The sequence below is a fragment of the Streptomyces sp. TRM49041 genome, assembly GCF_008271805.1.
Lineage (GTDB): Bacteria > Actinomycetota > Actinomycetes > Streptomycetales > Streptomycetaceae > Streptomyces.
In genome coordinates this window covers 88,236-111,321 of sequence record NZ_VSRY01000139.1, presented here as the reverse complement: position 1 = coordinate 111,321, position 23,086 = coordinate 88,236, and the positions used below count along the sequence as shown (strand labels likewise).

At 73.7% G+C, this 23,086-nt stretch carries 17 protein-coding genes; 9 read left to right on the top strand and 8 right to left on the bottom strand.

Going from position 1 to position 23,086, the window contains the following annotated elements; genetic code table 11:
* Positions 1 to 83 precede the first annotated feature (83 nt).
* Positions 84 to 1,664 carry an FAD-dependent oxidoreductase gene (locus FVS66_RS17945; RefSeq protein ID WP_149182184.1) on the bottom strand — a complete coding sequence of 527 codons (1,581 nt, stop codon included), beginning with the start codon at positions 1,662 to 1,664 and terminating at the stop codon, positions 84 to 86.
* Between the two features lie 126 nt (positions 1,665 to 1,790).
* Here FVS66_RS17945 and FVS66_RS17940 point away from each other — a divergent pair, with 126 nt between their 5' ends.
* From FVS66_RS17940 to FVS66_RS17925, 3 genes are all read left to right on the top strand, one after another.
* Complete coding sequence (locus FVS66_RS17940; RefSeq protein WP_149182183.1) at positions 1,791 to 2,024, top strand: DUF6480 family protein; 234 nt, start codon at positions 1,791 to 1,793, stop codon at positions 2,022 to 2,024.
* 221 nt (positions 2,025 to 2,245) lie between these two features.
* Positions 2,246 to 3,421 (top strand): acyl-CoA dehydrogenase family protein, encoded by a 1,176-nt coding sequence (locus FVS66_RS17935; RefSeq protein WP_149182182.1) that lies wholly within the window; start codon positions 2,246 to 2,248, stop codon positions 3,419 to 3,421.
* 217 nt (positions 3,422 to 3,638) lie between these two features.
* Positions 3,639 to 6,005, top strand: a complete 2,367-nt coding sequence (locus FVS66_RS17925) for a serine/threonine-protein kinase (protein ID WP_149182181.1) — start codon at positions 3,639 to 3,641, stop codon at positions 6,003 to 6,005.
* Positions 6,006 to 6,215: 210 nt separating this feature from the next.
* Here the strand turns inward: FVS66_RS17925 and FVS66_RS17920 are convergent, their stop codons facing one another.
* The 3 genes from FVS66_RS17920 to FVS66_RS17910 form a co-directional block, all read right to left on the bottom strand.
* Complete coding sequence (locus FVS66_RS17920; RefSeq protein WP_149182180.1) at positions 6,216 to 6,416, bottom strand: antitoxin; 201 nt, start codon at positions 6,414 to 6,416, stop codon at positions 6,216 to 6,218.
* 283 nt (positions 6,417 to 6,699) lie between these two features.
* Complete coding sequence (locus FVS66_RS17915) at positions 6,700 to 7,560, bottom strand: arylamine N-acetyltransferase (protein WP_149182179.1); 861 nt, start codon at positions 7,558 to 7,560, stop codon at positions 6,700 to 6,702.
* A gap of 45 nt (positions 7,561 to 7,605) precedes the next feature.
* Positions 7,606 to 9,444, bottom strand: a complete 1,839-nt coding sequence (locus FVS66_RS17910) for a serine hydrolase (RefSeq protein ID WP_149182178.1) — start codon at positions 9,442 to 9,444, stop codon at positions 7,606 to 7,608.
* 109 nt (positions 9,445 to 9,553) lie between these two features.
* Between FVS66_RS17910 and FVS66_RS17905 the strand changes: the two genes are divergently transcribed.
* Together FVS66_RS17905 and FVS66_RS17900 are read left to right on the top strand one after the other, a co-directional pair.
* The gene (locus FVS66_RS17905) at positions 9,554 to 10,663 is read left to right on the top strand and encodes a nitronate monooxygenase family protein (protein ID WP_149182177.1); all 1,110 of its coding nucleotides are present in this window, start codon (positions 9,554 to 9,556) and stop codon (positions 10,661 to 10,663) included.
* The gene (locus FVS66_RS17900; RefSeq protein ID WP_149182176.1) at positions 10,660 to 12,237 is read left to right on the top strand and encodes an acyl-CoA synthetase; all 1,578 of its coding nucleotides are present in this window, start codon (positions 10,660 to 10,662) and stop codon (positions 12,235 to 12,237) included. Before FVS66_RS17905 ends, FVS66_RS17900 begins: the two co-directional genes overlap by 4 nt.
* 95 nt (positions 12,238 to 12,332) lie before the next feature.
* Here the strand turns inward: FVS66_RS17900 and FVS66_RS17895 are convergent, their stop codons facing one another.
* The 4 genes from FVS66_RS17895 to FVS66_RS17880 all read right to left on the bottom strand — a co-directional run bounded on the left by FVS66_RS17895 (position 12,333) and on the right by FVS66_RS17880 (position 18,730).
* Positions 12,333 to 14,756, bottom strand: coding sequence for a penicillin acylase family protein (locus tag FVS66_RS17895; RefSeq protein ID WP_149182175.1), 2,424 nt, complete (start codon positions 14,754 to 14,756; stop codon positions 12,333 to 12,335).
* Between the two features lie 225 nt (positions 14,757 to 14,981).
* On the bottom strand, positions 14,982 to 16,274 hold the full coding sequence (gene paaK / locus FVS66_RS17890) for a phenylacetate--CoA ligase PaaK (RefSeq protein WP_149182174.1): 1,293 nt from the start codon (positions 16,272 to 16,274) through the stop codon (positions 14,982 to 14,984).
* Positions 16,275 to 16,553: 279 nt separating this feature from the next.
* On the bottom strand, positions 16,554 to 17,009 hold the full coding sequence (locus tag FVS66_RS17885) for an SRPBCC family protein (RefSeq protein WP_149182173.1): 456 nt from the start codon (positions 17,007 to 17,009) through the stop codon (positions 16,554 to 16,556).
* Positions 17,010 to 17,071: 62 nt separating this feature from the next.
* On the bottom strand, positions 17,072 to 18,730 hold the full coding sequence (locus tag FVS66_RS17880; protein ID WP_149182172.1) for an acyl-CoA synthetase: 1,659 nt from the start codon (positions 18,728 to 18,730) through the stop codon (positions 17,072 to 17,074).
* Between the two features lie 167 nt (positions 18,731 to 18,897).
* Between FVS66_RS17880 and FVS66_RS17875 the strand changes: the two genes are divergently transcribed.
* The 4 genes from FVS66_RS17875 to FVS66_RS17860 are packed head-to-tail and all read left to right on the top strand — an operon-like array spanning position 18,898 to position 22,886.
* Positions 18,898 to 19,707 (top strand): crotonase/enoyl-CoA hydratase family protein, encoded by an 810-nt coding sequence (locus FVS66_RS17875; RefSeq protein WP_149182171.1) that lies wholly within the window; start codon positions 18,898 to 18,900, stop codon positions 19,705 to 19,707.
* Positions 19,708 to 19,724: 17 nt separating this feature from the next.
* Positions 19,725 to 20,672 carry an OB-fold nucleic acid binding domain-containing protein gene (locus FVS66_RS17870; RefSeq protein ID WP_149182170.1) on the top strand — a complete coding sequence of 316 codons (948 nt, stop codon included), beginning with the start codon at positions 19,725 to 19,727 and terminating at the stop codon, positions 20,670 to 20,672.
* On the top strand, positions 20,669 to 21,727 hold the full coding sequence (locus tag FVS66_RS17865; RefSeq protein WP_149182169.1) for a thiolase domain-containing protein: 1,059 nt from the start codon (positions 20,669 to 20,671) through the stop codon (positions 21,725 to 21,727). Before FVS66_RS17870 ends, FVS66_RS17865 begins: the two co-directional genes overlap by 4 nt.
* Positions 21,720 to 22,886 carry a thiolase domain-containing protein gene (locus FVS66_RS17860; protein ID WP_187645570.1) on the top strand — a complete coding sequence of 389 codons (1,167 nt, stop codon included), beginning with the start codon at positions 21,720 to 21,722 and terminating at the stop codon, positions 22,884 to 22,886. Before FVS66_RS17865 ends, FVS66_RS17860 begins: the two co-directional genes overlap by 8 nt.
* Positions 22,887 to 23,086 lie beyond the last annotated feature (200 nt).

The following is a 23,086-nucleotide window of genomic DNA, read 5'->3' as shown; positions in this document are numbered from 1 at the left end:
CACGCCGCGGACACCATCGCGGCGTGGCCCCTCCACGCCGCCCTCCGCAACTACTCCGCAACTACTCCGCCGAGACTTCTCCGCTACGCCCCCGGCGGCGTGCCCTCGCCCTCCGTCGCGTCGTCCGCCGCGTCCTCCACCTCGGCCCGCTCCAGCGGCCGCGTCGCGGGCCCCTCCACGACCCGCCCCTCCACGTCGAAGCGCGACCCGTGGCAGGGGCACTCCCACGCGACCTCCGCGTCGTTGAAGTGCACGAGGCACCCCCGGTGCGTACACCGCGCGGACACCGCGTGCAGCGCCCCCGCCGCGTCCCGGTGCACCGCCAGCCGCCGCCCGCCGACCCGTACCACCGCCCCCTGGCCGGGGCCCACCTCCGCCACCGAGTCGGCGTACGCGCCGGGCGCCCGGTCGGCCACGAAGTGCCTGGCCACCTGCGCCTGAAGCCGCAGCACCGCGGGCACCTCGCGCACCGGGTGGAGCCGTACCGGGTCGTAGAGCGACGTCCAGGCCGGATCACGTTCCCGGATGCGGTCCGCCAGCAGCGCCCCCGCCATCACGCCGCCGCTCAGCCCCCACCCGGCGAACCCGGTCGCGACGTACACGTGCCGGGCACCGGCGTGCATACGCCCGACGTACGGCACCCGGTCCGGCGTCCAGTTGTCCTGCGTGGCCCACCGGTGGCTGAACTCCACGTCCCCGAACCGTTCCCGCGCCCACCCCTCCAGCCGCCGGTACCGCTCGCCCACCTCGCCCTCGGCCGCCGTCCCGGGCGCGAACTTCTCGCCGGTGACGATGAGCATCCGCCGCCCCTCCTCGCCGTACGGCGCCGTCCGCACGGACCGCGTACCGCCCTCGGGCGTCAGGAACGCGCCGCCGGGGTCGCGGTCCGCCGGGACCGAGCCCGCCACCACCAGCTCCCGCTTCGGCTCCAGCCGGGTGAACAGCAGCGCCCGGTCGAACACCGGATAGTGCGTGGCCACCACGACGTACCGGGCCACCACGGCGTGGCCCCGCTCGGTGACCACCTCGCACGGCGTGCCCTCCTTGAGGCCGGTCACCCTGGTCCGCTCGTAGATCCGCCCGCCCAGCCGCTCCAGGTGCGCGGCGATCGCCAGCAGGTACTTCCGCGGATGGAACTGCGCTTGGCTCTCCACGCGCACCGCGGCCACCACCGGGAACGGCAGCGGCGTCTCCGTCACGTACGACGCGGGCAGCCCCGCCTCCAGCGCCGCGTCCGCCTCCGCCCGCACCGCGTCGGCCCGCTCCGGGTCCTCGGTGTACGTGTACGCCGGGAGCCGCTCCAGGTCGCAGTCGATGCCCAGCTCGTCGCTCACCTCGGCGACGTGCTCGACGGCCAGCTGCTGCGAGTGTGCGTACTGCCGGGCGGCCCGGGCGCCGTGCAGCGACCGGATGTCCGCGTACACCAGGCCGTGCAGCGCGGACAGCTTCGCCGTGGTGTGGCCGGTCACCCCCGCGGCGATCCGGTCCGCCTCCAGCACCACCACCGGATGCCCGGCCCTGGCCAGCTCCCACGCCGTACACAGCCCGGCGACCCCGCCGCCCACCACGACGACCTCGGTCTCGACGGACCCGTCGAGCGCCGGGCGTCCGGGCCCCGGCGCGTACTCCATCCACAGTGAACCGGAAGAGGGGTCGTAGACCATGTCAGCACCTCCTAGCCGGCCGCGGGCCGAACCGTCACCGTCGGTCCGGAGTACCCCCCTGCCCCCACTCCTAAGCAGTCCGGCGAGAAGCCGCATGAAACCCCCCGAGCTGCGCACCCGTGCCGTATGACCCACATCAACCCCGACCCCGACCCGGACCGCACCCCCGGCCTGGACGCAGGCGGCGGCGTACCCCCCGGCGAAACCCCACCGGCCGAGTCCAGCCTCCCGGGCGCGGGCCCGGAAGAGACCCACAACCCCCCGAAGGGGTGGGCCAAGGCCCCCCTGGCGCTGATCCTGACCGTCGTCCTCCTGGTAGCGGCCCTCTTCGCCGCGATGGCCATCATCATCGCTCTGTGACCACGGGTCCGCACCGCCCCGTGACCCACCGTTTCCGCCTGAGCACACGCCTCGCTCCACCCGGCGGGGGCACACGCGCTGAGGCGCCCTCGCGGGACCGAAGCACGCGGCGAGGGGACACCCGCACGCCCCTTCCCCCTTACTGCAACGCGTTCTACTCTGTGCGCCCGCCGCAGAGGGAGCCGCCGCGCCGCCGCGGGGGCGAGACGCCTGGAGGGGCCGTGCACCTCGAATACACGCCGGAACAGCAGCGGTTACGCGCAGAGCTGCGCGCCTACTTCGCCGACGCCGTCCCCGAACCCGCGCCCGAGGACGCCGACCACACCGCCCGTAAGCGCTTCTACCGCGACACCGTCCGCCGCCTCGGCGCGGACCGCTGGCTCGGGGTCGGCTGGCCGGTGGAGTACGGCGGGCGGGGGCTCACGCCCATGGAGCAGTTCATCTTCTTCGACGAGGCCGCCCAGGCCGGCGTCCCGCTGCCCCTGATGGCCCTCAACACCGTGGGCCCCACGATCATGCGGTACGGCACCGACGAGCAGAAGGCGCACTTCCTGCCCCGCATCCTCTCCGGCGAGATCGACTTCGCGATCGGCTACAGCGAGCCCGACGCCGGCACCGACCTCGCGTCGCTGCGCACCCGTGCCGTCCTCGACGGCGACACCTACGTCGTGAACGGCCAGAAGATCTGGACGACCAACGGCGACACCGCCGACTGGGTGTGGCTCGCCGTCCGCACCGACCCCGACGCCCCGCCCCACAAGGGCATCACCATGCTCCTCGCCCCGACCACGGATCCCGGCTACTCCTGCACCGTCATTCACACCCTCGCCGGCCACGACACCACCGCGAGCTACTACGACGATGTCCGCGTCCCCGTCTCCCGCCGCGTCGGCCCCGAGAACCAGGGCTGGCGCCTCATCACGCACCAGCTCAACCACGAACGCGTGACCCTCGCCGCCCACGGCACGATGGCCATCCGCGCCCTGCACGACGTCCAGCGCTGGGCCGCCGCCACCAAGCTCGCCGACGGCCGCCGCGTCATCGACCTCGGCTGGGTCCGGCAGCGCCTCGCCCGCACCCACACCCGCCTGGACGCCATGAAGCTCCTGAACTGGCGCATGGTCAGCGCCGTCGAACACGGCACCCTCACCCCGCAGGACGCCTCCGCGGTCAAGGTGTACGGCTCGGAGGCCCGCCGTGACGCGTACGCCTGCCTCATGGAGGTCGTCGGCGCGGCGGGCCCGCTCAAGGCCGGTTCGGCGGGCGCCGTCCTCCGCGGCGACCTGGAGCGGGGCTACCGATCGGCCGTCATCTTCACCTTCGGCGGCGGCAACAACGAGATCCAGCGCGAGATCATCTCCTGGATCGGCCTGGGCATGCCACGCGTCCGCCGGTGACACCACGGCCCGGGGCGGCCGCACGGCACCCCGTACGGCCACCCCGCACGGCACCCGGCGCGCGCACCGCTCCGGCGGCGCGTGGCCGGGTGCGCGTACCACTCCCCGCCCCCGCCCGTGCCGACACCCGCCCGGCCCCGTACAAACTCCGCAGACAGGGCGCCATACTGGACGGGCCGGGGAGGGCGCAGCGAACCGACGGGGGCGACAGCACGCGATGGCGGACACCAGGCTGATCCAGAGCCGCTACCGGCTGCTGGAGGTGATCGGGCGCGGCGGCATGGGCGAGGTGTGGCGGGCCACCGACGAGTCGCTCGGCCGCCGCGTCGCCGTCAAGTGCCTCAAGCCGCTGGGCCCGCAGCAGGACCCGAACTTCGTCCGCGTCCTGCGTGAGCGCTTCCGCCGCGAGGCCCGCGTCGCCGCGGCCCTCCAGCACCGCGGCGTCACCGTCGTCCACGACTTCGGCGAGTCCGACGGCACCCTGTACCTCGTCATGGAGCTTCTCGAGGGCCGCAACCTCAGCCAGCTCCTGGAGGACAACAAGCACCACCCGCTGCCCGTCCACGACGTCGTCGACATCGCCGAGCAGGTCGCCGACGCGCTCGCCTACACCCACCGGCAGGGCATCGTCCACCGCGACCTCAAGCCCGCGAACATCATGCGGCTGTCCGACGGCACGGTGAAGATCTGCGACTTCGGGATAGCGCGCCTCGGCGCCGACATCGGCTTCACCTCCCGCCTCACCGGCGGCGGCATCGCCATGGGCACCCCGCACTACATGTCGCCCGAGCAGATCAGCGGCGGCCAGATCGACCACCGCAGCGACCTGTACTCGCTGGGCTGCGTCCTGTACGAGATCGCCACCGGCGTCCCGCCGTTCGACCAGGACGACGCCTGGGCTGTCCTCGTCGGCCACCGCGACACCCCGCCCGAGCCGCTCCGAAAGCACCGCGCGGAACTGCCCCCGCTGTTCGAGCGGATCGTCCTCGACCTTCTCGCCAAGACCCCGGAGGCCCGCCCCACCGACGCGGGCGACCTGCGCCGCCGCATCGTCGGCAGCCGCCGCACCGTCCTCCCCACGGAGGCCCCCCACCGCCCGGCCACGGTCCTGCGCGACGACAGGCCCTACCGTCCGGACCTGGCTCCGGGCCGGCTCCCCGGCCTGAACCCGTCCCTCCACCCGTCCCTCCATGCCGGCCCCCATACCGCCGCCCCGGCCCCGGACACCCCCCGACTGCCCGCCTGGACCCGGTCCATGAAGACGGGCCGGAAGGCCCTCGGCGCCACCGCCCTGCGCACCGCGCCGGCGGCGGAAGACCCGGCCGCGAGCCTCACCGGCGAGTGGACGACCGCCACCGCGGCCGTCCCGCGCTCCGCCGCGTACCCCTTCACCGCCCCGCCCGCCCTGCCCGCTCCGCCCGCCCCCGAGCGCCTCACCCCGCCGGAGCTGCTCGCCGTCCTGGCCGGCCGGCACAGCGCGGGCCTCAGCCTCGGGCGGCTGGGCCGCTGGGCGGAGGCCGGTGAGGTGCACCGCGCCGTCGCCGCCGAACGCGAGCACGTCCTGGGCCCGGACCACCCCGACACCCTCGCCAGCCGCTACGAGATCGGTTTCACCCTCAGCCGCACCGGCCGCGCCGCCGACGCCCTCCACGAGTTCGGCCGGGTCGCCGAGGGCCGCGCCCGCGTCCTCGGCGCCGACCACCCGGACACCCTCACGGCCCGTCAGGAGATGGCGTACGTCCTGGGCCGGCTCGGCCGCCACTTCGAGGCCCACCAGGTGTACGCCGCCGTCCTCACCGCCCGCGAACGCACCATGGGCGCCGACCACCCGGACACCCTCCGCTGCCGCCACAACCTGGCGTTCACGCTCGGCAGACTCGGCCGCCTGGAGGAGTCCTACCGGATGGCGTACGACGTGGCCACGGCCCGCGCCGCACTGCTCGGCCCCGAGCACCCCGACACCCTGGTCACCCTCTACGAAGTCGCCTACACGCTCGGCCGGCTGGGCCGCTGGACGGACGCCCTGAGAACCTACCGGGAGGTCGCCGCCGCCCGCGCCCGGGCGCTGGGCCCCGACCACCCGGACACACTCGCCGCCCGCTACGAGGTCGGCATCGGCCTCGGCCGCCTGGGCCGCGGTCACGAGGCGCTGGAGCTGTACCGCGAACTGACCGCCGCCCGCATCCGCGTGCACGGCCCCGACCACCCGGAGACCCTGCGCGCCCGGCACGGCCTCGGTGTCAACCTGGGCCGCCTGGGCCGCTGGGAGGAGGCCCTCGCCGAGGCCCGCGACGTCGCCGCGATCCGCGATCGGGTCCTCGGCCCGGACCACCCGGACACCCTGGTCAGCGGCCGGGAGGTCGCCGTGTGCCTGGGCTGGCTCGGCCGCTGGTCCGAGGCGCTCACCGGCTATCGGCACGTGGCCGGCGCCCGCGAGCGGGTCCTCGGCCCGGACCACCCCGACACGCTCGCCAGCCGCAACGACGAGGCCCAGTGTCTGGAGCAACTGGGCCGGCACACCGAGGCCGTCGAGCTCTACCGGCGTGTCGCCGCGGTCCGGCAGCGGCGCGCCACGGGCGGCTGACCGCCTCACGACCGGGCAGTGGGGGACGCGGCACGACTCTTCACCAGCCGCGACCGCACCACCGCACGCCGGGACGTACGACCGGGTGGTCCCGCCGCCCCCCCGCACGCCGCGGTCGGGGGCCCGGACGTGAACGGCCCCCGGCCCGGCCGTGACGACACAGGTGACATCGCGGCCGGCCCGGGGGCCGGAGCAGGGAATACCGGGGGATCAGTGCTGGGGCGGTTCCTGACGGCGGTCGGACTGCTCCTGGCCCGTCTGTTCCTTGAGCCTCTCCTGAGCGGCGTCGACCCGGCCGCTGTACCGGCCCTGGGTCTTGTCGTCGACGAAGTCACCCGTCTTGTCGGTCGCCTTGGCCGCCTGGTGCTCGTGCCCCTTGAGCATGTTCTTGAGCTTGTCCATCATGGACATGGGTCATCCTCTCGCAGACCGACCCCCTGACCTTCAGTTTCCCCGCCGTACCCGCTGTCCGCATCCCGGAGGGCAACGGTCACCGCGCCCGTCACCACCAGCTCGTCCCGGTGGCGGCGTTGCACGAGTGCGCAGGTTCGAACAGCAGGCACGCCCGGAAGACGACGGAGCTCGACGAGTGCGTCGCCTTGGCGGGGAGGCAGGCATTCACCTTCGCGGGGAGCGGCGCCGGCCGGTGCCTCCGAACGCCGAGGGACCCGGAGCGGCGTTCCCGCACCGGCCGCTACCCCTGGCCGGCGCCCCCGTCCGCACGGGAGCGCAGCCACTTCTCGTGCGCGTCGCCCACCCGCTCCCACAGGGCCGTACGGTCGGCGGCGTCCAGGTCGGCCAGGTCCCGTCCGAAGAAGCCGGCGAGCAGCCCGAACCACGCCTCGGCCGTGTCCACCTCGCGTTCCGCGCGCCCCACCGCGTCGATCCGCGTCAGGACCCTGCCCCGCAGCACGTGCACGGCGTCCGGGTCACGGCGCAGCGCGGTGAACGTCGTCATGAACGGCGAGTCCGCCGCCGTGGACAGCCGCCGGTGCTCGTCGGCGAACTCCGCCGGCGCGGCCGACTGCCCGCGGAACTCCATGACGGGGAACGTGCTGTGCTTGTCGTGGTGGAACGTCCAGCCGCCCGGCTCGCTGACGGAGGGCTCGAGTCCGTATGTGAACGGCCCCTGTTCATACGTTCCCGCTCGCAGCGGCAGCGGCTCGTGCGGGCCGTCGCCGAGTCCGACGTCGACGAACCACGCCTCGCCGCCGACCCGCACGGTCAGCGCCATGTGGTTGCCGTTCGCGCCGCGCCCCTCCGGTTCCATGTGGACACCGCCGACATGCCGGGTGACGTCGTATCCGAGGGCCTTCAGCAGTGCGGCGAAGCCCCCGTTCAGATGGAAGCAGTAGCCGCCCTGCCCGGCGGTGAACCGGCGTACGGACAGCTCCGGGTCCATCCCGGGCGGCCGGCCGACCTGGATGCCGATGTTCTCGTACGGCACCCGCTCCAGATGTGCCCGCTGCAAGGCGAAGAGCTCCTCGACGGAGGGCGTACCGGAGGGTGTGATGCCGAGCCGGTCCAGATATCCCGCAAAACCTTCTGGAATCATGGCTGTTGACCCTAACCTGTGCGTCCGTCCGGTACGGTGCCGGGGTCAGTCCGGCGATGGCGCCCAGCCACTCGCCTCGATCCGTGCCGCGTCCGCCGGCCGTGTCTCGTCGAACAGCGCCCGTTCGCCGTCCAGCACCCGCAGCGCGTCCACGTACACGCCCCGCCCCGTGTACCGCCCGTCGGCCGTGTACCGCCAGCGCAGCCGTACGGGCCCGGCGGCGCACCACTCCGACAGGTCCGCCTCCAGCCGGTGCCAGACCCGCCCCGACCAGCCGGTCACCACCCCGCCCGGATGCGCCGCGGCCTCCCCGTCCGGCCGTACGGTGGTGAACGGCACCGGCCGCCAGTACGCCCCGCCCCCGGGGGCCCCTGCCGACGCCTCCGCGGACGCCTCCAGGACCAGGCTGTCCGCACCAGGCTCCGTGTCCCACCACAGGGCGCACCGCAGCCGGGCCCTCGCCGTGCCCGGCCGCACGGCGGGCAGCGTGAGCGTCGCCGTCGCGGAGGCCGCCGTCCCGGCGAACCACGCGGTGCGGCCGTGCGCGGGACGCACCGGGACGGCCCGGGCCAGACGGTCGGCGGCGGCGACGCGCGGCGCCGACCCCGAGCGCCAGGTGCGCACCGGGTGCACCGAATTGCCCAGCAGCACCAGGAACGAGTCGGTCGTCGGGTCCAGGACCAGGCTCGTCCCCGTGAACCCGGTGTGCCCGGCGGTGCGCGGCGTGGCCATCGCGCCCATGTACCAGTGCTGGTACAGCTCGAAGCCGAGCCCGTGCTCGTCGCCGGGGAACGCGGTGTTGAAGTCCGTGAACATCAGCTCCACGGACTCGGGCCGCAGGATCCGGGCGTGCCCGTACGCGCCGCCGTTCAGCAGCGTACGGGAGAGGACTGCCAGGTCCCAGGCGTCGGAGAACACGCCCGCGTGCCCGGCGACCCCGCCGAACCCGTACGCGTTCTCGTCGTGCACCTCGCCCCACACCATCCCGCGGTCCAGGCCCGACCAGGGTTCCCGGGCGTCCTCGGTGGCGGCGGTCCGCGGCCGCCAGGAGGCGGGCGGGGCGAATCGGGTACTGCGCAGCCCGAGCGGCCCGGTGATCCGGTCGCGCAGCAGCACGTCCAGCGGGCGGCCGGTGACCTTCTCCAGTAGCAGCTGAAGCGCGATCAGGTTGAGGTCGGAGTAGCGGTACACCGAGCCCGGCGGGTCCGCGGGCTCCTCGTCCCAGAGCAGCCGCAGCATGCCCTCGCGGGTCGGCTCCCGGTACAGCGGGAGCCAGGCGCGCAGCCCGGAGGTGTGCGTCAGCAGCTGACGTACCGTGATGCCGCCCTTGCCTCCGCCACCGAACTCCGGGAGCCGGCCCGCGACGCGGCCCTCCAGCTCCAGCACCCCGCGCTCCAGCAGCTGCACGGCCAGGACCGAGGTGAAGAGCTTGGTGAGGGACGCCAGGTCGAAGACGGTGTCCTCGCGCATCGCGATCCGCCGCTCCGGCGGCAACTCCACCCCCTCCCCGGTCGTCTCGTCGTACGCCGCGTACCGCACCGCGTACCCGATCGCCCGGTGCAGCGCGACCGTGGAGCCACGCCCCGCGAGCAGCACCGCGCCCGCGTACCAGGGGTGCACGGGGGAGGGATCGAGGAACCGCTCGGCGTCGGCGGCCAGCCGGTCGAGGTGGGCGGGCAGCAGCCCCGCCCGCTCGGCGGTCCCGTGCCGCAGCACCGGCCACGCCCCCGCACCGTCCCCCGGCGACATTGCCGCACCGGCCCTCTGCGACGCCCCCGCGCCCGTCCCCGGAACCGGACCGATCACCAGCGCACCTCCCAGTGCCAGCACCCCGCCGCCGAAACCCCGGCGGCCGATTCCTCTGCCCGACGGCTCCCGCGTCATCGCCATCCTCCTCGAAGGAATCCTTCGGCGCCGACATGACCCCAACATAACTGACGCACCATCAGAGAATCTCTTCCCTCGTACGCCCCGCTGCGGCATCCTGCGCCCCATGGAGACGGAGCTGAGCAAGCAACTGGGCGCCGCGCACGCCATCTTCGGCTTCACGCCGTTCCCCGCGGTGGCCGCCGCCATCACCCGGGCGGGCGGATTCGGCGTGCTCGGCGCGGTCCGCTACACCGACCCCGGTGAACTCGCCCGCGACCTCGACTGGATGCAGGACCACACCGACGGCCTGCCCTACGGCCTCGACGTCGTCATGCCCGCCAGGAAGGTCGAGGGCGTCACCGAGGCCGACATCGAGGCGATGATCCCGGAAGGGCACCGCCACTACGTACGCGACCTCCTCGCCAAGCACGGCGTCCCCGAACTCGCCGACGGCGAACCGTCCGGCTGGCGCATCACCGGCTGGATGGAGCAGGTGGCCCGCAGCCAGCTCGACGTCGCCTTCGACTACCCCGTCGCACTCCTCGCCAACGCCCTCGGCTCCCCGCCACCCGACGTCGTCCGCCGCGCCCACGACCACGGCATCCGGGTCGCAGCCCTCGCCGGAAGCGCCCGGCACGCCCGCCACCACGCCGACGCCGGCATCGACATCGTCGTCGCCCAGGGCTACGAGGCGGGCGGCCACACCGGTGAGATCGCCTCCATGGTCCTCACCCCCGAGGTCGTCGACGCCGTCGCCCCGCTGCCCGTACTCGCCGCCGGAGGCATCGGCAGCGGTGAGCAGATCGCCGCCGGGCTCGCCCTCGGCGCCCAGGGCGTCTGGCTCGGCTCCATCTGGCTCACCACCACCGAGGCGGACCTCCACTCCCACGCCCTCACCCGCAAACTCCTCGCGGCCGGCTCCGGCGACACCGTCCGCTCCCGCGCCCTCACCGGTAAACCCGCCCGCCAGCTGCGCACCGAGTGGACCGACGCCTGGGACGACCCCGACGGCCCGGGCCCCCTGCCCATGCCCCTCCAGGGCCTCCTCGTCGCCGAGGCCCTCACCCGCATCCAGAAGTACGGGACGGAGCCCCTGCTCGGCACCCCCGTCGGCCAGATCGTGGGCCGCATGACCTCGCAGCGCACCGTCCAGCAGGTCTTCGACGACCTCACCCGCGGCTTCGAGAAGGCCGTCGACCGCATCAACCGCATCGCCGGACGGAGCCCCTCATGAACCGGCAGCCCCTCATACACCGGCCCGCGCACACGCCGAACGGCTTCTGGGCCCAGGCCACCGCCGACCCCACACGCACCGTCCTCACCGCACCCGGCGGCGAGCGGTGGACCGCGGGCCGCCTCCACTCCGACGCCAACCGGCTCGTCCACGGCCTTCGCTCGGCCGGCCTCCACCGCGGCGACGCCTTCGCCGCGGTCCTGCCCAACGGTCCCGCGTTCCTCACCGCGTATCTCGCCGCCGCCCAGGCCGGCCTCTACCTCGTCCCCGTCAACCACCACCTCGTCGCCCCCGAGATCGCCTGGATCGTCGCGGACTCCGGAGCCAGGGCACTCATCGCCCACGAACGGTTCGCGGCCGCCGCCCGCAACGCCGCCGACGAGGCCGCCCTGCCCGTGAGTCACCGCTATGTGGTCGGTGCGGCGGACGGCTTCCGCCCGTACGGCGACCTCCTGGAAGGACAGCCCTCCGCACCCCCCGCCGACCGCACCCTCGGCTGGGTCATGAACTACACCTCCGGCACCACCGGCCGCCCCCGCGGCATCCGCCGCCCCCTGCCCGGCATCCTCCCCGAGGACGCCCATCTCGGCGGCTTCCTCGGCATCTTCGGCATCCGTCCCTTCGACGGGCACGTCCACCTCGTCTGCTCCCCGCTCTACCACACCGCCGTGCTCCAGTTCGCGGCCGCCGCCCTGCACATCGGCCACCCCCTGGTCCTCATGGACAAGTGGACGCCCGAGGAGATGCTCCGCCTCGTCGACACCCACCGCTGCACCCACACCCACATGGTCCCCACCCAGTTCCACCGCCTCCTCGCCCTCCCGGAGGAGGTCCGGCAGCGGTACGACGTGAGCTCGATGCGCCACGCCATCCACGGCGCAGCGCCCTGCCCCGACCACGTCAAACGCGCCATGATCGACTGGTGGGGCCACTGCGTCGAGGAGTACTACGCGGCCAGCGAGGGCGGCGGCGCCTTCGCCACCGCCGACGACTGGCTCAAGAAACCCGGCACCGTCGGCCGTGCCTGGCCGATCAGCGAACTCGCCGTACTCGACGACGCCGGCCGCCCCCTGCCGCCGGGCGAACTCGGCACCGTCTACATGCGGATGACCACCGGCGGATTCCGCTACCACAAGGACGACACCAAGACCCGCGAGAACCGCGTCGGCGACTTCTTCACCGTCGGCGACCTCGGATACCTCGACGAGGACGGCTATCTCTTCCTCCGCGACCGCAAGATCGACCTGATCATCTCGGGCGGCGTGAACATCTATCCCGCCGAGATCGAGGCCGCCCTCCTCGCCCACCCCGCCGTCGCCGACGCCGCCGCCTTCGGCGTCCCGCACCCCGACCGGGGCGAGGAGGTCAAGGCGATCGTCGAACCCGCCGACGGCCACGCCCCGGACGAGCGGCTCGCCGCCGAGCTCCTCGCCCACTGCACGCGCCGCCTAGCCGGGTACAAACGCCCCCGCAGCCTCGACTTCGTCGCCGCCATGCCCCGCGACCCCAACGGCAAGCTGTACAAACGCCGCCTGCGCGCCCCGTACTGGGAGCACCACGACCGCCCCGTGTGACCTGACACGGCCGATGCGCGGCGGCGGCGCGCCCGGGCCCGGATCCCCGCCCCGGTGCCCGGACGCGCCACACGCGCGGGCTCAGCCCCTGACGGTCACTCCTTCACCTTCACGACCCGCAGCGCGGGGTCGGCGAGGATGTCCTTCTCGCAGAACCGCGCCGTCACCCACCGCTCGGCCGAGTACAGCCGCGTCTGGTCGCTGTAGTGCGGCGACAGCGGGTTCGACGACTGCGAGTACGACAACAGCGTCCGCGCCACCGGGCACCGGCCGCCGTCCCAGCCGACCGCCTGGACGTGGCTCGTCCCGTGCGCCACCTCGGTGTACCCGCCGCCCGCCGCGTCCCACACGGGCACCGTCATGTTCCACACCCCGATCGCGCCCGTGGCACCGTGCACGGGGATGCGCTCGCCGCCCCGCACCACGAACTGGTGCTCACCCAGCGGGGCGTCCAGCGCGATGCCGGCGCCGCGCAGCTCCGCCACGGCGGCGTCCACGGCCTTGCCCAGCGCCTCGGCGACCGCGGGCGCCGCCGTGTCGAGGCCGCGTGGCGTACGGACGGGGTCGGCGGCCGAGAACGGTACCTTCCACGGGTCGTCCGGCCGCGTGGACGGGTGCCAGAACCAGAACCAGAACCGTTCGAAGAGCAGGGCGCCCCGGCTGCCGGTGTCCGTCCTGCGGTCCCACCGCGCCAGCACGTCGCACGCCTCACGGCCGCCCGGCGCCGCCTCCGGACACGCCCGCAGGACGTCGTCCAGGACGAGGTCCGCGGCGGGCACGCGGTTCGAGAACTGCTGGCTCTGGAGGTCCGCGACGGTCAGCCCGCCCCGATCCGCCATCCCGGCCACGTCCTCGACGGCGCCCCGGGTCCGCACCGAGCGCGGCGTTCCGATGTCGCCGAACACCCGCTCGTAATCGGTCAGCGGCCGGTCCGCGTTGGCCAGCCACGGGCTGTCGTTGGAGTTCTCCGCGTACGGGGCGTCCCTCAGCACCGGCATCCGCGACGGGCCCATGATGCCGGGCTGTACCGCGTCAGGGTCCCTGCCGAGCGCACAGTCGCCCCGCGATCCGTCCAGCACCGCGAGCCCCGACTCCGGGTACGTGGCACGGCCCAGCGGCGTCGAGCAGCGCGCGGCCAGCTCGTCGGTGATCCGCGGCAGGACCTGCGCCTGCGTGTACAGCGTGCCGCCGTCCCGGTCGGCGGCCACGGTGTTCACCCACGGCAGGCCCTGTGTACGGCGCAGCACGTCCGCCATCTCGCGGGTCGAGCGGGCCTTGGCGAACCCGAGCCCCGTGTCCGCCATGCGCAGGTTCTGGGCGTTGGGGTCGTTCAGCGTGTACGCGGTCGTCTCCGACCACGGCAGCGGCAGGCCCGAGCCGAGCGATGTGACGACGGGCCCGTACCGGGTCCACCACTGCGTACGGGTCACCGGGTCCCCGCCCGCGACAGGCACCGTCACGGTCCGCCGCACCATCCGCCGCCGCTCGCCGTCCACCAGGTAGACGGTCGGGTCGGCCGGGTCCAGTCGCAGCTGATGGAGGTTCAGGGTGACTCCGGTCGCGACCGTGTGGCTCCACGCCACCTTGTCGGTGAAGCCGATCTGGACGAGCGGCGCGCCGAGCAGGGACGCGCCCTGCACGTTCAGCTCACCGGGGATGGTCTGCTGCGACTGCCAGAAGCGCCGCCCGCCGTGCCACGGATAGTGCGGATTGCCCAGCAGCAGGCCGCGCCCGTTGGCGGTCGTACCGCCCGCGAACGCCACCGCGTTGGAGCCCATCGTCGCGTTCTGCGTGTCCAGCAGCTTCCGCGCCGCCTCCGCCGCGCCCTCCGGGTCGACGGAGGGCGCGGACGCGCCGTCCGGCCGAGGCGGCCGCGCGGCCGTGATGGCGTCCACGGCCCGCCCCTGCCCGCCGAGCACCGCCAGGGCGTACGCGCGCCGGGCGACGTCCACGGCGGTCACGGGCCGCAGCCACTCGGCGCCCGCGCACGCCGGATCGGTGACCCGGTTCTGCCGCAGCCAGGCGTTGTACCCGGCGGCCCAGCCCCGCATCAGCTCCTTCTGGTCCCGTCCCGGTCCGGCCGGGGCGGGACGCTTCAGCAGCCGCTCGACGGTGCGCGCGTTCCGCAGGCCCCGGAAGTACAGGTCGCTCGACAGGTTGCTCCGCGCCGACGACAGCGATCCGTCCGACCGCGCTTCGGCGCCGAAGTAGCGTGACCGCTCGCCCCGTACGGTCACGAACCCGTCGGCGAGCACACACACCTGGTCGGCCGCCTGCGCCCACCCGGTGCCGAAGCCCAGGTCCGCGTAGTCCTCGCCCACGATGTGCGGAATGCCGTACTCGGTGTACCGGACGACAGCGGACAGCCCGCCCCCCGACGGACTGTGCTCCTCACCGCTCCTGTCCGGCGCCGCGACGGCCGCCGACGGCAGGACGGCGGCGGCCAGGGCGGCGGCGGCCACGGCGGCGGTGGCCGACCACGCCCGGCGGACACGTCTCTTGCTGGTACGGAGGTGCAACGTTCCTCCCAACAGAACAACGACAGAAGTGAGTCGGCCATGGTGCGCCCGACGGAGCGCACACCACGCCGGCCCACTTCACCAGACGCCCGCAGCCGTCACAGGGGTTGACGCCGTCCCCGGCCCACGCCGTCCCCGGCCCACGCCGTCCCCGGCCCACGCCGCCCTTGCCCCGCGGTCTCCCCGCCCCCGGTTCCCGACCGGCTGTCGCCACACCCGCCGCGATCAGTGACCCGGCCTGAGGTCCTCGATCCGCCGGATCTTCCCCACCGACCGCTCCAGCGTCTCCGGATCGACCACGTCGACCGCCACCGACACCCCGATCCCGTCCCTGACGGCCGCCGCCACGGCCCGCGCCGCCTCCGCCCGTACCTCCGGTGCCGCGTCCGCCCGCGCCTCCACCCGTACCGTCAGCGCGTCCAGCCGCCCCTCGCGCGTCAGCCGCAGCCGAAAGTGCGGCGCCAGCCCCGGCGTACGCAGCAGGACCTCCTCGATCTGCGTCGGGAACAGGTTCACGCCGCGCAGGATCACCATGTCGTCGCTGCGTCCCGTCACCTTCTCCATCCGCCGGAACGCCCGCGCCGTCCCCGGCAGCAGCCGCGACAGATCCCGCGTGCGGTAGCGCACCACCGGCATGGCCTCTTTGGTCAGCGAGGTGAACACCAGCTCGCCCCGCTCTCCGTCCGGCAGCACCTCACCGGTCACCGGGTCGACGACTTCGGGAAGGAAATGGTCCTCCCAGATGTGCAACCCGTCCTTCGTCTCCACGCACTCCTGCGCGACGCCCGGGCCGATCACCTCCGACAGGCCGTAGATGTCGACCGCGTCGATCGCGAACCGCTCCTCGATCTCCCGCCGCATCTCCTCCGTCCACGGCTCCGCACCGAAGAGCCCCACCTTCAGCGACGTCGCCCGCGGATCGACGCCCTGCCGCTCGAACTCGTCGAGCAGCGTCAGCATGTACGAGGGCGTCACCATGATGACCTCGGGCCGGAAGTCCTGGATCAGCCGCACCTGACGTGCCGTCATTCCACCGGAGGCCGGCACCACCGTGCAGCCCAGCCGCTCGGCCCCGCCGTGCGCCCCGAGCCCGCCGGTGAACAGCCCGTACCCGTAAGCCACATGCACCACATGCCCGGGCCTGCCACCCGCCGCCCGGATCGACCGCGCCACCACGTCCGCCCACATGTCCAGGTCACGCCCGGTGTAGCCGACCACCGTCGGAAGCCCCGTCGTCCCGCTCGACGCGTGGATCCGCCGCACCCGCGACCGCTCGACGGCGAACATTCCGAACGGGTACTGGTCCCGCAGATCCGCCTTCGTGGTGAACGGGAACCGCGCGAGATCCGCGAGCGTCCGACAGTCCTCCGGCCGCACTCCGGCCCCGTCGAAGGACCGCCGGTAGAACGGCACGTTCTCGTACGCGTGGCGCAGCGTGCCCCGCAACCGCTCCAGCTGCGTCTCCGCCAGCTCCTCGCGCCCCATCCGCTCCCCGGCGTCGAGCAGATCCTCCGCCATATGCCCGTCCTCCCGTACGTCCCGGCAATCGATCAACCGACCATTCGGTCGTGTCGCTCCTGATCAGTTATCCAGCCCAGGGCCTCGCAGGCAAGCCCCTGGACGGCCGAGATACGCACGGGTATGGGTGCGCGTACGGGTGCGGCCGCGAAGCGCAGCCGACGGCGAGGCACCTCACACCGCTGCGTCGGGGCACCTCCGACCGTGCCCACCCTGCGTGCCCGCCCGGCGTGGTCGGCCGGGCACGGAACCACCCCCTTGCGGCAGGGCGCCGCGTTCCTAAGCGGTGGTGTCGCCGCCCTCCAGCAGGCTCTTCAGCCTCCGCTCGTTGCTCGGCATCTCCTTGCGGGCGAACGGGCGGATGACCATCGGCACGAGGAGCTTGCCCTTGCCATGCCCCTCGATGTTCAGATCGAGGGTCAGCCGGGACCGTGTGCCGTCGTCGATGGATTCGACCGTCCCCCGAAGGTCCGGGCGGACGGGGCCCTCGACGCCGTGCATGCGCCAGCTCCTCGGCGGATCGAACTCGGTGACCTCCATGGTCATCGGTATCACCCGCTTACCGACCTGCCGGGTCACCTCCACCCTGGAGCCGACGCCCAGCGGCGTGTCGCCGACCTGGTGCGCCTCGACGGCGCTCTCCTGCCACTCCGGCAGGTGCGTCGGATCCGAGACGTACGCGTACACCTCTTCAGGACGGCGGTCGATCACGACGCTTTCCTTGATGCTGGACATGATGTCCCCCAATCGCGGGGCGCGGAATCGTCCCAATAAAAGGATCTCTCCACCCCGCGTGTTCAGGCAAGGCGGGGCCGGTCTTCCCCCGGCTCCCCGTCCTCCCGTTCCTCACCCAGCGCCACCGCCCGCGCCCACCGGTAGTCCGCCTTCCCGCTCGGTGACCGGCGGACACGGTCCGCGATCACCAGTCGGCGGGGCACCTTGTACCCGGCGAGCCGGGCCCGGCAGTGCCCCTGCACCTCGCCCAGCGACAGCCCGGCCGCCCCCTCCCGCAGCTGCACCACGGCGGCCACCCGGCTGCCCCACAGCGCGTCCGGGACCCCCGCGACCAGCGCGTCGTACACGTCGGGGTGCGCTTTCAGGGCCTGCTCCACCTCCTCCGGGTACACCTTCTCGCCGCCCGTGTTGATGCACTGCGACCCCCGGCCGAGCACCGTGACCAGGCCGTCCTCGTCGACCGTCGCCATGTCGCCGAGCAGCACCCACCGCGCGCCGCCCTTCCGGAAGAACGTCTCCTGGGTCTTGACGGGGTCGTTGTAGTAGCCCAGCGGGACATGTCCGCGCTGCGCGATCCGCCCCGGTTCACCCACCGCGACCGGCTCGTGCGTGACCGGGTCCACCACGCGCGTGCGCGCGTTGACCCGCAGCCGGAATCCCGTGCCCGCGCCGGCGCCGTCCGCCGCCGTGCCGTTGAAGCCGGACTCGGAGGACCCGAAGTTGTTCAGCACCGCCACATGCGGGGCCAGCTCCGTGAACTCCGCCCGTACGGACTCCGACATGACCGCCCCGGACGACGACACGCTGAACAGCGACGACAGGTCCGTGCCCTTGAGCGGCCCCCTCAGGGCGTCGATCAGCGGCCGCAGCATCGCGTCCCCGACCAGCGACACGCTCGTCACGCGCTCCCGCTCGACGGTGCGCAGCACCTCGTGCGGCACGAACCTGCGGTGCAGCACCACCCGCTGCCCGAAGCCGAACCCGACGAACGCGGTGAGTGTCGATGTGCCGTGCATCAGCGGGGGAGTGGGGAAGAAGGTGATCCCGTCACCGCCGGCCGCGACCCGTTCGGCCAGCTCCTCCGGCCGCCGGACCGGCTCGCCGGTGGGCGCGCCCCCGCCCAGGCCCGCGAAGAACAGGTCCTCCTGACGCCACATCACACCCTTCGGCAGCCCGGTCGTGCCGCCCGTGTAGATGATGAACAGGTCGTCCGCCGACCGCGCCGCGAACCCCCGCTCCGGCGCCCCGGCCGCCTCCGCCTCCGCGAACTCCGCGCACGGGATCTCCGGCGCGCCCTCCGGCGGCGTCCCGACCCGCACCAGATGCCGCAGCCGCCCCGCCCGCGGCGCCGCTGCCGCGACCCGTACGGTGAACTCCGCGTCGAAGACCAGCCCCGCCAGATCCGCGTCCCGGTAGAGGTGAGCCAGCTCGCCGGCCACGTAACGGTAGTTGACGTTCACCGGCACGATCCGCGCCTTCAGGCACCCCAGCAGCGTCTGCAGGTACTCCACGCCGTTGTACAGGTGCAGCCCCACGTGCTCACCCGGCCTGATCCCCGATTCCAGCAGGTGGTGGCCGATCCGGTTGGCGGCGGCGTCCAGCGCGGAGTACGTCAGCCGGCGCTCCGCCCCTGTGCCCGGGTGGTCGAGGTAGGCCAGCGCCGCACGGTCGGGCACCACGTCCACGACCGACTCGAACAGATCGGCAAGGTTGTACTCCACCGCTCCTCCTCCACCGGTCCGGCGGGCGGGTCCGGCGGTCATTAGAGCGCCGCAGCGCGGAACGGGGAAGGCCCGTCACCAAAGAATCTGACTGTCTGTCAGAAAACTATTGAACTGCCACCCCGCCTCCTGCAACCTGTTCCAGTCCGAAGCGACGGGAGGCCCCCATGGGACAGGACGGCGGCACGGAACACCTCACCGTGCGGCGCCACGGCGCCACCCTCATCCTCACCCTCGACCGGCCCGAGGCGAAGAACGCCCTCACCATCCCCATGCTCGTCGGCCTCCACGACGGCTGGCTCCGCGCCGACGCCGACGACGACATCCGCTCCGTCGTCGTCACCGGCGCGGGCGGCTGCTTCTGCGCCGGCATGGACCTCAAGGCCCTCGCCGGCGCCGGCATGGCCGGCCGGGAACACCGCGACCGTATGCGAGCCGACCCCGACCTGCACTGGAAGGCGCTGCTGCGCCACCACCGCCCCCGCAAACCCGTCATCGCCGCCGTCGAGGGCCCCTGCGTGGCCGGTGGCACCGAGCTCCTCCAGGGCACCGACATCCGCGTCGCCGCCGAATCCGCCGTCTTCGGCCTCTTCGAGGTCCGCCGCGGCCTGTTCCCCATCGGCGGCTCCACCGTCCGCCTCCAGCGCCAGATCCCCCGCACCCACGCCCTGGAGATGCTGCTCACCGGCCGCCCGTACACCGCCGCCGAAGCCGCCCGCATCGGCCTCGTCGGCCAGGTCGTCCCCGACGGCACCGCCCTCGACCACGCCCTCGCCGTCGCCGAGCGGATCAACGCCTGCGGCCCGCTCGCCGTCGAGGCCGTCAAGGCGTCCGTGTACGAGACCGCGGACCTGTCCGAGTCCGACGGCCTGGCCGCCGAACTCCGGCACGGCTGGCCGGTCTTCGACACCGCCGACGCCAGGGAGGGCGCCCGCGCCTTCGCCGAGAAGCGCCCGCCCGTCTACCGCCGGGCCTGACCCCAGGAGTGAGCGCAGTGTCCGACGTCCTCACCGCCCCGCTCGTCGTGGAGTTCCCCTTCACCCGTTCCCTCGGCCCCGTCCAGTCCGCCTTCCTCACCGGCCTGCGCGAACGCACCGTCCTCGGCGTCCGCACCCGCGACGGCCGTGTCCTCGTCCCGCCCGTCGAATACGACCCGGTCACCGCCGAGGACATCGGCGACCTCGTCGAGGTCGCCCCCACCGGCACCGTCACCACCTGGGCGTGGAACCCGGCCCCCCGCCCCGGGCAGCCCCTGGACACCCCCTTCGCCTGGGCACTGGTCCGCCTCGACGGCGCCGACACCGCCCTCCTCCACGCCCTCGACACCCCCGGCCCGGAACCCGTGCGCACCGGCATGCGCGTCCGTGTCCGCTGGGCGGAGCACCGCACCGGCGCCATCACCGACATCGCCTGCTTCACCCCGTACGACTCCGAACCCACCCACCGGGCCCGCCCACACACCGGCCGGTTCCCCGACCCCGTCACCGCCATCACCACCCCCGCCCGCCTCGACTACACCTACAGCCCCGGCCGCGCCGCCGGCCGCCATCTGCGCGCCCTCGCCGACCGCGTCATCCTCGGCGAACGCTGCCCCGCCTGCCACAAGGTGTACGTCCCACCCCGCGGCGCCTGCCCCACCTGCGGCATCGCCACCACCGAAGCCGTCCCCGTCGGCCCCCGCGGCACCGTCACCACCTTCTGCGTCGTCAACATCAAGGCGAAGAACCTCGACATCGACGTGCCCTACGTGTACGCGCACATCGCACTCGACGGCGCCGACCTCGCCCTCCACGGCCGCATCGCAGGAATCCCCCACGACCAGGTCCGCATGGGCCTGCGCGTCGAAGCCGTCTGGACGGACGACGACGCCCGCCACCCCGGCCACTACCGGCCCACCGGTGAACCCGACGCCCACTACGACACCTACAGGGAACTGCTGTGACCGCCCGGGACGTGGCGATCGTCGCCTTCGCCCAGACCGCCCACCGGCGCCGCACCGACGACCTCTCCGAGGTCGAGATGATCATGCCGGTGCTCCACGAGGTCCTCGACGCCACCGGCCTGCGCACCGCCGACATCGGCTTCACCTGCTCAGGCTCCAGCGACTACCTCGCCGGCCGCGCCTTCTCCTTCACCATGGCCCTCGACGGCGTCGGCGCCTGGCCGCCCATCGCCGAGTCCCACGTCGAGATGGACGGCGCCTGGGCCCTGTACGAGGCATGGGTGAAGCTCCTCACCGGCGAGGCCGACACCGCCCTCGTCTACGCCTACGGCAAGTCCTCACCCGGCCCGCTCCGCGACGTCCTCACCCGCCAGCTCGACCCGTACTACCTCGCCCCCCTCCATCCCGACTCCGTCGCCCTCGCCGCCCTCCAGGCCCAGGCCCTCATCGACGCCGGCCACACCGACGAGACCCGGCTGGCGGCCATCGCCGCCCGCAGCCGCACCGCCGCCACCACCAACCCGCACGCCCAGCTCACCGGCGCCGTCCCGCACGGCGACCCCGTCGTCCACCCACTGCGCACCGGCGACTGCCCGCCGATCGGGGACGGCGCCGCCGCCGTGATCCTCGCCGCCGACGGCCACGCCCGCGACCTGTGTGCCCGCCCGGCCTGGATCCGCGGCATCGACCACCGCACCGAAGCCCACGCCCTGGGCGTACGCGACCTCACCGACTCACCCTCCACCCGCCTCGCCGCCGAACGCGCCGGAGCCTTCGACCGCCCGGCCGACACCGCCGAACTCCACGCTCCCTTCACCTCCCAGGAGGTCGTCCTCCGCAGAGCACTGCGCCTGGACGGCACCACCACGACGATCAACCCCTCGGGCGGCCCCCTCGCCGCCAACCCCGTCATGGCCGCGGGGCTCGTCCGACTCGGCGAGGCCGCCGCCCGCATCCACCGCGGCGACTCCGACCGCGCCCTCGCCCACGCCACCTCCGGCCCCTGCCTGCAGCAGAACCTGGTCGCCGTACTGGAAGGAGACGACCGTGTCTGAGGAGCCCGTGGCGATCACCGGCATCGGCCAGACCAAACACACCGCCGCCCGCCGCGACGTCTCCCTCGCCGGCCTCGTCCGCGAGGCCGCCCACCGGGCCCTCACGGACGCCGCCCTCACCTGGACCGACATCGACGCCGTCGTCATCGGCAAGGCCCCCGACTTCTTCGAGGGCGTGATGATGCCCGAGCTCTACCTCGCCGACGCCCTCGGCGCCACCGGCAAACCCATGCTCCGCGTCCACACCGCGGGCTCCGTCGGCGGCTCCACCGCCCTCGTCGCCGCGAACCTCGTCGCCGCCCGGGTCCACACCACCGTCCTCACCCTCGCCTTCGAGAAGCAGTCCGAGTCCAACGCCATGTGGGCCCTGTCCCTCCCCGTCCCCTTCCAGCAGCCCCTCCTCGCCGGCGCCGGCGGCTTCTTCGCCCCCCACGTCCGCGCCTACATCCGCCGCACCGGCGCCCCCAGCACCATCGGCACTCTCGTCGCTCACAAGGACCGCCGCAACGCCCTCAAGAACCCCTACGCCCACCTCCACGAACACGGCCTCACCCTGGAGCGGGTCCAGGCGTCCCCGATGCTCTGGGACCCCATCCGCTACTCCGAGACATGCCCCTCCTCCGACGGCGCCTGCGCCATGGTCCTCACCGACCGCGCCGGAGCCGCCCGCGCCCCCCACCCGCCGGCCTGGCTGCACGGCGGCGCCATGCGCAGCGAACCCACCCTCTTCGCGGGAAAGGACTTCGTCTCCCCGCGCGCGGGCCGCGACTGCGCCGCCGACGTCTACCGGCAGGCCGGCATCACCGACCCGCGCCGCCAGATCGACGCCGTCGAGATGTACGTCCCGTTCTCCTGGTACGAGCCGATGTGGCTGGAGAACCTCGGCTTCGCCACCGAGGGCGAGGGCTGGAAACTCACCGAGTCCGGCGCCACCGCCCTCGACGGCGACCTTCCCGTCAACCCCTCCGGCGGCGTCCTGTCCACCAACCCCATCGGCGCCTCCGGCATGCTCCGCTTCGCCGAGGCGGCCCTCCAAGTACGGGGCCGGGCCGGCGAGCACCAGATCGACGGCGCCCGCCGCGCCCTGGGCCACGCGTACGGCGGCGGCGCCCAGTTCTTCTCCATGTGGCTGGTGGCCGCCGACCCTCCCACGCGCTGAGACCGCCCGCCCCTTGTCCGCGACCGCCGCACCCTGTCCGCGACCGCCGCACCCGCCCCGACAGCCCCTCCGTCCTCTTCACCCCCGCCGAATGGCACACCTTCGCCCACAGGACCAGGGAAGGCGCATTCGACCTCGCCTGACAGGCCATGGCCGGACGGGCGGGTGCCCCGTCCAAGGCGGAGACGCCACGGGCCTCG